Annotated in this window: 12 protein-coding genes; 7 read left to right on the top strand and 5 right to left on the bottom strand. The window is 72.6% G+C overall.

Going from position 1 to position 11,336, the window contains the following annotated elements:
* Nucleotides 1-7: 7 nt before the first annotated feature.
* Together ACIQMX_RS14440 and ACIQMX_RS14445 are read right to left on the bottom strand one after the other, a co-directional pair.
* A complete protein-coding gene (locus ACIQMX_RS14440) occupies nt 8-592 on the bottom strand; it encodes a TMEM165/GDT1 family protein (protein ID WP_363074855.1) in 585 nt (194 codons plus the stop codon).
* Nucleotides 593-828: 236 nt separating this feature from the next.
* Entirely contained in the window at nt 829-1,746 is a 918-nt protein-coding gene (locus ACIQMX_RS14445) for an alpha/beta fold hydrolase (protein WP_402477826.1), read from the bottom strand.
* A gap of 86 nt (nt 1,747-1,832) precedes the next feature.
* Here ACIQMX_RS14445 and ACIQMX_RS14450 point away from each other — a divergent pair, with 86 nt between their 5' ends.
* The gene (locus ACIQMX_RS14450) at nt 1,833-2,429 is read left to right on the top strand and encodes an ABATE domain-containing protein (RefSeq protein ID WP_402477829.1); all 597 of its coding nucleotides are present in this window, start codon (nt 1,833-1,835) and stop codon (nt 2,427-2,429) included.
* Between the two features lie 116 nt (nt 2,430-2,545).
* On the opposite strand, the gene ACIQMX_RS14455 is transcribed toward ACIQMX_RS14450, so the two are convergent.
* On the bottom strand, nt 2,546-3,295 hold the full coding sequence (locus ACIQMX_RS14455) for an SIR2 family NAD-dependent protein deacylase (RefSeq protein WP_402477832.1): 750 nt from the start codon (nt 3,293-3,295) through the stop codon (nt 2,546-2,548).
* A gap of 75 nt (nt 3,296-3,370) precedes the next feature.
* Nucleotides 3,371-3,862 (bottom strand): NUDIX domain-containing protein, encoded by a 492-nt coding sequence (locus ACIQMX_RS14460; protein WP_402477835.1) that lies wholly within the window; start codon nt 3,860-3,862, stop codon nt 3,371-3,373.
* Nucleotides 3,863-3,991: 129 nt separating this feature from the next.
* Between ACIQMX_RS14460 and ACIQMX_RS14465 the strand changes: the two genes are divergently transcribed.
* Nucleotides 3,992-5,107: a glycerate kinase gene (locus ACIQMX_RS14465; protein ID WP_363074845.1), complete on the top strand. Its 1,116-nt coding sequence runs from the start codon at nt 3,992-3,994 to the stop codon at nt 5,105-5,107.
* A gap of 153 nt (nt 5,108-5,260) precedes the next feature.
* Here ACIQMX_RS14465 and ACIQMX_RS14470 read toward each other — a convergent pair whose 3' ends face one another.
* Nucleotides 5,261-5,986: a helix-turn-helix domain-containing protein gene (locus ACIQMX_RS14470; protein WP_363074843.1), complete on the bottom strand. Its 726-nt coding sequence runs from the start codon at nt 5,984-5,986 to the stop codon at nt 5,261-5,263.
* Between the two features lie 346 nt (nt 5,987-6,332).
* Here ACIQMX_RS14470 and ACIQMX_RS14475 point away from each other — a divergent pair, with 346 nt between their 5' ends.
* From ACIQMX_RS14475 to ACIQMX_RS14495, 5 genes are read left to right on the top strand one after another with little or no spacing between them, the layout of a single operon-like run.
* Complete coding sequence (locus ACIQMX_RS14475; protein WP_363074841.1) at nt 6,333-7,130, top strand: ABC transporter ATP-binding protein; 798 nt, start codon at nt 6,333-6,335, stop codon at nt 7,128-7,130.
* The gene (locus tag ACIQMX_RS14480) at nt 7,127-7,930 is read left to right on the top strand and encodes an ABC transporter ATP-binding protein (protein ID WP_363074839.1); all 804 of its coding nucleotides are present in this window, start codon (nt 7,127-7,129) and stop codon (nt 7,928-7,930) included. Before ACIQMX_RS14475 ends, ACIQMX_RS14480 begins: the two co-directional genes overlap by 4 nt.
* A complete protein-coding gene (locus tag ACIQMX_RS14485) occupies nt 7,927-8,817 on the top strand; it encodes a branched-chain amino acid ABC transporter permease (RefSeq protein ID WP_363074837.1) in 891 nt (296 codons plus the stop codon). Before ACIQMX_RS14480 ends, ACIQMX_RS14485 begins: the two co-directional genes overlap by 4 nt.
* Nucleotides 8,810-9,934, top strand: coding sequence for a branched-chain amino acid ABC transporter permease (locus ACIQMX_RS14490; protein WP_402477841.1), 1,125 nt, complete (start codon nt 8,810-8,812; stop codon nt 9,932-9,934). Before ACIQMX_RS14485 ends, ACIQMX_RS14490 begins: the two co-directional genes overlap by 8 nt.
* Complete coding sequence (locus tag ACIQMX_RS14495; protein ID WP_363074835.1) at nt 9,931-11,181, top strand: ABC transporter substrate-binding protein; 1,251 nt, start codon at nt 9,931-9,933, stop codon at nt 11,179-11,181. Before ACIQMX_RS14490 ends, ACIQMX_RS14495 begins: the two co-directional genes overlap by 4 nt.
* The last annotated feature ends 155 nt before the right edge of the window (nt 11,182-11,336 follow it).

The following is an 11,336-nucleotide window of genomic DNA, read 5'->3' on the forward strand; positions in this document are numbered from 1 at the left end:
GAACCGGTCAGCCGGTGAAGATCTCGATGACCGTCCAGATCGCCAGACCCAGCATGCACACCCCGCCGATGCGCTGGACGGTCTTGAGCGGAACGCGCTTGGCGATGAACCGTCCCGCGAGCAGGGCCAGCGCCGATACGGACATCAGCGCTGCGGCGGATCCGATCGCGGTGGACCAGGCGCCGTTGCTCGCGGCCAGGTTGGCCGTCGTGATCTGCGTGAGGTCGCCCCACTCGCTGATGAACACCGCCATGAAGGCGGTGGAGTACACCGGCCAGAAGCCGGTGACCGTCTTGGGGCCGCTGTCCTCGTCGTCATCGCCCGCGTCGGCCCGGAGCAGCATGAAGGCGCCGAAGGCGAAGAGGGAGGCGGAGACGAGCTTGACGATCCAGTCGGGCAGCAGGCCGAGCAGGCCGCCCGCCCCGACCGCGATGGCGACGTGGACGATGAACGCGGACGACGTGCCGAACCAGACGTAGAGCGGGCGCATGCGCGTGCCCATGGCCAGCGACGCGAACATCGTCTTGTCGGGGAGTTCCGCGAGGAAGATCAGCCCGAAAGCGGTGATGATCGCCAGGGGGTCGAGATGCATTCCGGGTGGCTTTCTGTTGGAGCCGGGCCCCGGGTCTTCCGCGAAGTGCCGCTCGGGCTTGTCGGAGGACCACTCGGCCCGGCATGACGGCACCGCCCACAGGGCGTGGGCGTGTCATACCTGACCGAAGGTCTCGCCCGCCCGCAATGATCCACGAGCCCGGCCACCGGGAACCCGGAGGTTCCAGTGTGTCGACGACCGGTTTGCAGGGCTACTCCCCTTCGCAGCCGTCAATGTTACCGCACCCGGCCTCCGGCCGCCCACGTGCGGTCCAGGAAGTCCGCGATCAGCGGTGCGATCTGCGGGAGGTGGTCCTCCAGGGCGAAGTGCCCGGTCCCGAAGAGGTGCAGTTCGGCGTCGGGGAGATCGCGCAGATAGGCGCGGGCGCCGGGCTCGGTGAAGAACATGTCGCCCGTGCCCCAGACGACGAGTGCCGGCGGGGTGTGCTTGCGCAGCCAGCCCTGCCACTGCGGGTACAGCGCCACGTTGGAGTGGTAGTCGAAGGCCAGGTCCAGCTGCGGCCGGGTGCGGCCCGGAAGATCCAGGAAGTGCTGGTCCAGCGTCCAGCCGTCCGGCGCCACCCGTTCCGGGTCGGCCGTGCCGCCCTCGTACTGACCACGGGTCGCGGGCAGGGTCAGGAGTGACCGCACGGTGTCGGCCGCGCCGGGGACCTCCGGGCGCAGGGCGATGAAGTCGCGGGCCTGCTGCGACAGCCCCTCCTCGTACGCGTTGCCGTTCTGCACCACCAGGCCGGCGATCCACTCCGGGTGGCGGGTGGCGAGCCGGAAGCCGACGGGGGCACCGAAGTCGAACACGTACATCACGAAGCGGGACAGCCCGAGCTGCCGCACGAAGCCTTCGGTGATGTCGGCGAGCCGGTCGAAGGTGTACGTGAACGGGCCGCCGGTGGTCGAGGACGCCGGGGCGTCGCTGTGGCCGAAACCCGGGTAGTCCGGGGCGATGAGCCGGTAGTGGGCGCCCAGCGCGTCCATCAGCCGGCGGAACTGGTGCGAGGCCGACGGGAAGCCGTGCAGCAACAGCATCACCGGGGCGTCGTCCGCCGCGCCGGCGGGGAGCGACTCGCGGTAGAAGACACGGACGCCGTCGACCTCGATGTGCCGGTGACGGATGTGCGGAACAGCTTGAATCGCCATGTTCACATGCCTCCTGGTTGATCCGATGCATTAGTTCTATGCCGGAGAGTTCTAATGCGTCAAGTGCTTGGGTTAGCGTTAGTGGCATGAACGGAGATGAGCCCCTGACCGGCGAGCTGCTCGCCCTGGACCTGCTCAACACGCTGCCGTACACGGCCCAGGGCTCCCCGGCCGATCACCTGGCCGATACGGCGGGTCTGCTGGCCTGGCTGGCACTGGAGGGCGAGCGGCTGCCCGGTGCCGCCGGGGTGCGGGAGCCGACCCCGGACGATCTGGCGGCGGTGCGCGCGGTCCGGGCGGCCGCGACCGCGGCCGTCGCGGCGGCCCGGCGCGGCGAGCGCCCGCCGGAAACGGCCCTGCGCGGACTCAACGAGGCCCAGCTCGCCGCCCCCGCCGTCCGGTACGCACAGTGGAACGGCGAGAGCGTCGTGGCCCCGGCCCGCCGCTCCGGCCCGCTCGGGGTGCGGGTGGCCGCGGCCCTGGCCGAGGCGGTGGCCGAGCTGCTGGCGGATCCGGCGCTCGCGAGCATCCGGGAGTGCGAGGCGGAGGACTGCACGATGCTGTTCGTGCCCGCTCACCCCCGCCGCCGCTGGTGCTCGGCCGCGCGCTGCGGCAACCGTGCGCGGGTGGCCCGCTACTACCGGCGCCACAAGGGGGAGGAGGGGGCGGGCGCCTCGCGGTAGGGCCCCGGCGAGCTTCGGGCAGGAAGCCGGCTGCCGGGCCCGGGGCGCGCGTCGCCCCTCGTCGAACGGCGGGAGGGCGCGGGGCACGCACCGGACCGAAGCGCCGGCCGCCGGCCTCACCGCCCGGCGCTCGCCCCTGAACCCGCCTCGTCCGCCAGCCGCTCGAGCAGCGCGGGCAGTGCCGTGCCGATCGGCTCCCGGATCGTCTCCCGCGCCAGCGCGTCGTAGGGCGTCGGCTCCGCGTTGACCACGATCAGGCGCGCTCCGTGCTCCGCCGCGATCCCGGCCAGCGAGGCGGCGGGCTGCACCTGGAGCGTCGTACCGACCGCGATGAAGACCTCGCAGCCCTTCGCGACCGCCATCGCCTCGCCCAGCACCACCGGGTCGAGCCGTTCACCGAACATGACCGTGGCCGGCTTCAGGATCCCGCCGCACACGCGACAGGGCGGATCAGGCTCGCCCGCCCCGACCCGCGCCAGGGCCTCGGCCATCGTCGAACGGGCGTGACAGCGGGTGCACACCACGTGGAGTGCGGTGCCGTGGAGTTCGAAGACCTTGCGCGCCGGGAGACCGGCCGCCTGGTGCAGACCGTCGACGTTCTGCGTGATCACCCGTACGGGCACACCCGCCCGCTCCAGGCCGGCCACCGCACGGTGTGCCGCGTTCGGCTCGGCGTTCCACGCCGCGGTGGTGCGCCGCATCAGCCAGGAGCGGCGGCGGATCTCCGGATCGGCCATGTACAGGTCGTACGTGACGAGCTTCTCGGCCTCCGGGTCCTTGCGCCAGAGACCGTTGGGCCCGCGGTAGTCGGGGATGCCGGAGTCCGTGGAGATGCCGGCGCCGCTGAGGATCGCCACCAGTGTCATGCGGGGAGCGTACGCAGCGACCGCCCCACCCGGCGAAGTCATTTCGCGCGCGGCCACCGGCAACCGCGCCCCGGCTCAGGCGACCGGCGTGCCGTCCTCCAGCTCAGCCGCGCCCGCGCCGGACTCCAGCACGTCCAGCGCCGCCCGTACCCGGCCGTGGAGCGCACCGAGCAGGTGGTCCCCGAGATCCGCGGGATCGACGAGCTTCCACGACAGGAGTTCCTCCTCCTGGACCCGGACCGCCTTCAGCTGCTCCTCGTCCAGCACCCCGCCGTCGTACACGTAGGCCACGATCGGCGGGCGCGCGGTGCCACGCGTCCAGTCCACCGCGAGCAGCCGGCCCGGCTCCAGGTCCAGGCCGATCTCCTCGGCCGACTCGCGCCGCGCCGCCTGCCGCGGGGTCTCGCCGTCCGCCGACTCGATCGTGCCGCCGGGCAGTGTCCAGCCCTCCCGGTAGTTCGGCTCGACGAGCAGGACCCGGCCCCGGCCGTCACGGAAGACGCAGGCCGCACCGGCCAGGACCTTCGGGAGACCGGCGATGTACGTGGCGTAATCAGTGGTGGTCACAGCGGCAGCGTAGTGGCCGGGTCCAGGGCACGGACACCCATGGGCAGGGAGGGGGTGCTGAGGATAGGGTCGGGGCGGCGCGACTGCCTGTTCGAAAGCAAAGGGATTCAAGTGACGGACGGAGCAGTGATGGAGACCGCACGCGTGCTCGTCGCGGCGGACAAGTTCAAGGGCTCGCTCACGGCCGTACAGGTCGCGGAGCGGGTGACGGCCGGGCTGCGGCGTGTCGCCCCCGAGGTACGGGTCGAGACCCTGCCCGTGGCGGACGGCGGCGACGGCACGGTGGCGGCCGCGGTGGCCGCCGGATTCGAGCGCCGCGAGGCGCGGGTGACCGGGCCGCTGGGCGACCCCGTGACCGCCGCCTACGCGGTGCGCGACACCACCGCCGTGGTCGAGATGGCCGAGGCCTCGGGCCTCCAGCACCTGCCGGCGGGCGAGTTCGCCCCGCTCACGGCCACCACGTACGGCTCCGGTGAGCTGCTGCTCGCGGCCCTCGAAGCGGGCGCGCGGACCCTCGTGTTCGGCGTCGGCGGCAGCGCGACCACGGACGGCGGGGCGGGCATGCTGGCCGCGCTCGGCGCCCGGTTCCTGGACGCGGACGGCAAGCCCGTCGGCCCCGGCGGCGGCGGCCTCGCCGATCTCGCCACGGCCGACCTGTCCGGGCTCGACCCGCGCCTCGGCGAGGTCGACCTGATCCTCGCGAGCGACGTCGACAACCCGCTCACCGGGCCCAAGGGCGCACCCGAGGTGTACGGCCGCCAGAAGGGCGCGAGCGAGGACGACATCGCGGTGCTCGACGCGGCGCTCGTCCACTACGCCTCCGTGCTGGGACCCGAGCAGGCACAGCTGCCGGGTGCGGGCGCGGCGGGCGGGATCGGGTACGGGGCGCTCGTCGCCCTCGGCGCCCGGTTCCGGCCCGGGATCGAGGTGATGCTCGACGTCCTCGGCTTCGCCCCCGCGCTGGCCCGGGCCACGCTGGTCATCACCGGCGAGGGCTCACTCGACGAACAGACCCTGCACGGCAAGGCCCCGGCCGGTGTCGCCGCGGCAGCCCGCGCGGCCGGCATCGAGGTCGTCGCGGTCTGCGGGCGCCTGGCGCTCGCACCGGAGGCCCTGGGCGGCGCGGGCATCCGCCGCGCGTACCCGCTCACGGAGCTGGAGCCGGACCCCGCGGTCTGCATGGCCGAGGCCGGACCGCTCCTGGAGCGGGTCGCGGAGTCCATCGCGCGGGACTTCCTGCGCTGAGGACACGAGGACCGGGAGACCGGGGTCCGGGGCCAGGAGGCTCGCGGACCCCGGTCCTCAGCCGACCGGCGGGCCGGTCCGGGGATTGCTCGTGGACCCCGGTCCTGAGCCGACCGGCGGGCCGGTCCGGGGATTGCTCGTGGACCCCGGTCCTCAGTCGCCCGGCGGGCCGAAGCCCAGCCGTACCGCGTCCAGCGCCAGCATCAGCTCCACCAGCTCGCGCGGCCGCGACAACGACCGTGACGTGAGTTCCTCCAGCCGCCGCAACCGGTTCAGCACCGTGTTCCGGTGGCAGCACAGCCGTACCGCCGTGCGCCCCGCCGACCCCCCGCACTCCACCCACGCGTCCAGCGTCGACACCAGCAGCGCCCGGTCCCTCGGATCGCGGGCCAGCAGCGCCCCGAACACGTCCGCGGCCAGGTAGGCCGCCAGGGCCGGCTGCCCCGCCACCAGTGCCCCGGGAACCCTGCCGTCCAGGCACACGACCGCCTCCCCGTTCTCCCCGCACGTCAGCAGCGCCGCGTCGGCCAGCCGGCGGGCCGTGCCCAGGGCGGACAGGCCGTCCACCACCGGGCTGACCCCGCCGGGGCCGGGGCCCGTGCCGGACAGCAGTGTGGCGACGGCGGCCGGATCCGCCTCGCCCAGGGCCACCACCGCGATCTCCCGGTCCGGCCGTGACCGCCACACCAGCCGCATCCCGTGCGCGTCGGCCGGGCGGCTCCAGGCGCACCCGCGCTCCGCGACCACCGCCACCGCGTACCGGCCCCGCTCCGGCAGCCCCAGTACCGCACCGGCGAGCGCCGCGAGATCCTGCCCGGTCTCGTCGTCCAGCAACGCGTCGAGCAGCGCCCACCCCCGCTCGTCCCCGCGCTGCCGCATGCCCGCTCCGTTCTCCGCACGCCCTGGGGGCGCTTGCCTGTCCGGGCCCCGGCCCGCTCCGCCGGACCGCCGTCGTGAGGATGACACCGCTCCGGGCCCCGGGCGACAGCACACGGCCCTCCTCTGTGCGCGTGCACAACCGGCCGCCCTCCGCACGGGGCACCCGCAGCGTTTCGGCCGGTGGCCGTGGACGCACGGCCCTCCCGCTGCTGGTCTGTGGCCCCACACAGACACAGGGCAGGCAGGGCGGGCACAGGCGGAAACCGCCGGCCACGACCGGACAGGTACCCCTGCGCACCACGAATCGACACGTCGATTCCAAGACAAGGCGGAAGGAGGAGGACGCATGGCAACGCTCGAGATCCGCGCACTGTCCGTGGGCTACGGCCCGGTACGGTCCCTGCGCGACGTCTCCCTCGATGTGCCGGCCGGCACGATCACCGCCGTACTCGGCGGCAACGGGGCCGGGAAGACCACGCTGCTGCGGGCCATCTCGCGGACCCTCGGCTTCCACCGCGGGACGGGTACGGGCACCATCCGCTTCGACGGGCGCCCCCTGGACGGGCTGCGGCCCGCCCAGGTGGTGGCCGCCGGAGTGGTCCAGGTGCCCGAAGGACGACAGGTGTTCGCCCGCATGACGGTGGCCGACAATCTGCGGGCGGGCGCCCTCGGAGCCCGTGGCGGGCGCAAGGCGTCGGCGGGCGCACTGGCCCGCGTGCATGAGCTGTTCCCGGTACTGGCCCAGCGGGCACACCAGCGTGCCGGTCTGCTGTCCGGCGGCGAACAGCAGATGCTGGCGATGGGGCGGGCCCTGATGGCCCGGCCCCGGCTGCTGCTGCTCGACGAACCCTCGCTCGGGCTGGCCCCGTTGATGGCGCAGCGCATCGCCGAGACGGTGCAGGAGATCAACGCCTCGGGCACCTCCGTCCTGCTCGTCGAGCAGAACGCGGCGATCGCCCTGCGCCTCGCCTCCACGGCCTACGTCCTGGAGGTCGGCGAGGTCACCCTGGAGGGGCCGGCCGGCGAACTCGCCGCCTCCGACGAGGTGCGCCGCCGCTACCTGGGCGTCGTCGACGAGACGGCCGCCGAGGACGCGGACCAGGCATCCGGGTCCGTACGCGGCCTGAGCAGGTGGTCCGCATGACCCTCACCCAGGAAACGGCCCCGGTCACCACCGCCCCGGCCGCGCTCACCGTCCGCGACGTCACCGTCCGCTTCGCCGGACTCACCGCGCTCGACGGCGTCTCCTTCACCGTGGAGCCGGGCAGCGTGCACGCCGTCATCGGCCCCAACGGGGCAGGGAAGTCGACCACCTTCAACGTGCTGTCCGGGGTGTACCGGGCGACATCCGGCACCGTCCACCTCGGCACGACGGAACTCACCGGACTCGCCCCGCACAAGATCGCCCGACTCGGTGTCGCCCGGACCTTCCAGAACCTGGCGCTGCCCCCGCACGCCACCGTCACCGACAGCCTGCTCCTCGGCCGCCACCGGCTCACCCGCGCCGGGTTCCTCGCCAGCGGACTGCGTCTGCCGTCCGCCGCACGCGAGGCCCGGCGCCATCTGGAACGGGTCCGCGAGATCGCCGAGTTCATCGGTCTGGAGAAGGAGCTGGACCGGCCGGCCGGTGCGCTCCCGTACGGACAGCAGAAGCTCGTCGAACTCGGCCGCGCCCTTTGCATGGAGCCACAGGTCCTCCTCCTGGACGAACCCGTCGCCGGGATGACCGCCGACGAACGGCGGCGCACCGCAGCGGTCGTGGCCGGGATCCGCACGAGTCTCGGCATCTCGATCGTGCTCGTCGAACACGACATGGGCGTGGTGATGCGGCTCGCGGACGCCGTGACCGTACTCGACTTCGGACGCAGGATCTCCGGCGGCACCCCCGCCGAGGTCCAGAACGACCCGGCCGTCGTCCAGGCCTACTTGGGGGCACAGGAATGACCACCTTCATCGAACTCCTCCTCGGCGGCCTCTCCATCGGCTCGGTCTACGCACTGATCGCGCTCGGCTTCGTCGTCATCTTCAAAGCCACCGAGGTCGTCAACTTCGCCCACGCCTCCCTGCTGCTCGCGGGCGGCTACGTGACCGCAGTCCTCCACGACGACATCGGCTTCTGGCCCGCGCTCGCCGTCGGCATCGCGGGCGCGGCCGTCGTCGGATCGGCCGTCGAATTCCTCGTGATGCGCCGCTACCGGGGCAGCGACCACAGCGTCCTGGCCATCGTCACCATCGGCGTCGACATCCTCCTCACCACCGAACTCACCCGGCGCATGGGCACGGACGTGCTGGCGCTCGGGGACCCGTGGGGGAACGGCGTCGTCACCGTCGGCGGCGTCACCCTGGCCGAGACCCGGATCGCCGCGTTCCTCGCCGCAGGCCTGCTGATCACCGCGTTCCTGCTCGCCTTCCGCTTCACCTCCTGGGGTGTGTCGATGCGGGCCGCCGCCGAGAACCCGCAGACCGCGGCCCTGATGGGGATCAAGCTCGGGAGGGTCTCGCTCGCCGCCTGGGCGGTGGCCGGAGCACTCGCCGCGGTGGCCGCACTCTTCCTCACCGTGTTCCCCACACCCGGACTGGAACGGGCCACCTCACTCGCCGCCCTCAAGGCCTTTCCCGCAGCCATCCTCGGCGGACTCGACTCGACCACCGGAGCACTCGCCGGAGGCCTCATCGTCGGCGTCACCGAATCGCTCGCCACCGGCTACCAGAGCGACCTCTCCTTCCTGGGCCGCGGCATCGGCGACCTCGCCCCCTATCTGGTGATGGTGCTCGTGCTGCTCCTGCGACCCGCGGGACTCTTCGGTACGAAGGAGCTCGCCCGTGTCTGAGACAACGACCACCGAGACGGCCGCGGCCCCGCGGCCCACCACCCCGCGCGGCACCGGCCTCGCCGCCCGGCTGCTCCATCCACGTACCTGCCTCTGGGCCGTCGGCTCGGTGCTGCTCCTCGCCTTCCCGTTCTACCTGGACCGCTTCTGGCTGCAGGCCGGACTCTTCGCGATGGCCGCCGCCATCGGTGCCATCGGACTCAACCTCCTCACCGGCGCCACCGGCCAGCTCTCCATGGGACATGCCTTCTTCCTCGCGGTGGGCGCGTACGGCTACTGCGTCCTGGCGGGGGAGAGCGGTACGGAGAACGGGCACGAGCTCTCCGGGCTCGGCCTGCCCAGCTGGCTCGCCGCCGTCCTCGCGGTCCTCCTCGCGGGAGCCGCGGGCGGACTCTTCAGCCCCATCGCGGCCCGGCTGCGCGGCGCCTATCTCGGCATCGCCACACTGGCCCTGATCTTCATCGGCCAGCATGTGCTGTTCAACGCCGGCTCGCTCACCGGCGGCTTCAACGGCCGCGAGGTACCGCCTCTTTCGCTCTTCGGCTTCGGCTTCGACGACACCGAGGTCATCGTGGCCGGCGTGCCGTTCCAGTCCTCGGAGAAGCTCTGGTACGCGGCCCTGCTCGCCCTGCTCCTGAGCGGCCTCTTCGCCCGCGGGGTGCTGCGGGGCCGGCCGGGCCGGGCGCTCAACGCCATCCGGGACCACCGCATCGCGGCAGGTGTGATGGGTGTCCCGGTGGCCCGCTACCGGGCGGGTGTCTTCGTCCTGTCCTCGATGTACGCCGGACTGGCGGGCGTCCTGCTCGCGCTGGTCTTCCAGCGGACCGTGCCCGAGTACTTCGGCATGGTCCTGTCCCTCGAATACCTCGCCATGATCGTCATCGGCGGGCTCGGCACCGTGGCGGGAGCGGTCGTCGGGGCCGCGTTCGTCTCGCTGCTGCCGCAACTGCTCACCCACTACAGCGATTCCCTGCCCCTGGTCTCGGCCCCCGGCACGGGCGGTCTCGCCCCGGGCGAGGCATCGCGCTATCTGTACGGCGCCGCGGTGGTCGCGGCTGTTCTGTTCCTGCCCGGCGGCCTGACACGTCTGATGAAGAATTCAGGGGAGAAGAAATGAAACTGCGTGTGTTCGGGGCCGTGTGCGCGGCCCTCACCCTCACTCTCGTGGGCTGCAGCGAGAAGGCCAAGTCCTCCGACGAGGGATCCCAGGACAAGGCCGGCGTGAAGACCGGCGAAGGCGTCACCGACAAGGTGATCTCGCTGGGCGCGCTCACCGACATGACCGGGGTCTACGCCTCGCTCGGCAAGAGCGTCACCCAGGCCCAGCAGCTCTGGGTCAAGCAGACCAACGCCGCGGGCGGCATCTGCGAGCGCAAGGTCGAACTGACCGTGCGCGACCACGGATACGACCCGCAGAAGGCCATCGCCGGTTACACCGAACTGGAGCCGAAGGTGCTGGGCTTCACCCAGTTCATCGGCTCGCCGTTCGTGGCCGCGGTCGAGAAGCGCATCGACGGCCAGGACAAGGGGCTGGTCCTGCCGCAGGCGTGGTCGGCGAACCTGGTCGGCAGCAAGTACATCCGCGTCATCGGCGCCACGTACGACGTCGAGACGATCAACCTGATCGATTACCTGCTCGCCGAGAAGCGCATCGCCAAGGGCGACAAGATCGGTCATGTCTACTTCGAGGGCGACTACGGCGAGAACGCCCTGGCCGGCTCGAAGTACGCGGCGAAGGAGACGGGCCTCACCGTCGTCGAGCAGAAGATCAAGCCCACCGACAACGACATGACCGCCCAGGTCGCCGCGCTCAAGCAGGCCGGAGTCAAGGCCGTCATCATCAGCGCCGGTCCGCGTCAGGCGGCTTCGCTCGTCGGTGTCGCCGCCGCCACCGGGTTCAAGGTCCCGGTCGTCGGCAACAACTCGGCGTTCGCGCCCCAGCTGCTGAAGACCCAGGCGGGTCCGGCCCTGGCGAACGACTACTACGTCGCCGCCTCCACCCTGCCGATCGGCGACCCGGGCGCGGGCCCGGCGAAGCTTGCCAAGGAGTACGGCGCCGAGTACCCGAAGGACGGCCTCGACAACGGCGTCATCGCGGGATACAACGCGGCGAGCCTGTTCGGCGAGGTACTGAAGAAGGCCTGCGCCTCGAAGGACCTCACCCGTGAGGGCGTCGGCAAGGCCCTGCTCACCATCACGGACTTCGGCAGCGACTTCGGGATGCCACATGACTTCTCCGACCCGGCGGCTCCCTCCACCCGGGAGAGCGTGATCATGAAGCCGGACGCCAAGGCACCCGGCGGCCTCAAGGTCGTCAGGCCCGCGTCGGCGGCTGCGGCGGCGAAGTCGTACACGCTGGAGTAGACCGGCAGGACAGAGGCCCCGGGGCGGGGCGCGGGGGCCCGGGCCCCCCCGGGGGGGGGGCGGGGGGGGGGGGGGGGGGCCCCCCATGCCCGACCGGTGGGGCCCCGCCCCCCGGGTTGGCGGGGGGCACACGCCCGCGCATAGCGGGTGGGGGT

The sequence above is a fragment of the Streptomyces sp. NPDC091416 genome (genome assembly GCF_044756845.1).
Lineage (GTDB): Bacteria > Actinomycetota > Actinomycetes > Streptomycetales > Streptomycetaceae > Streptomyces.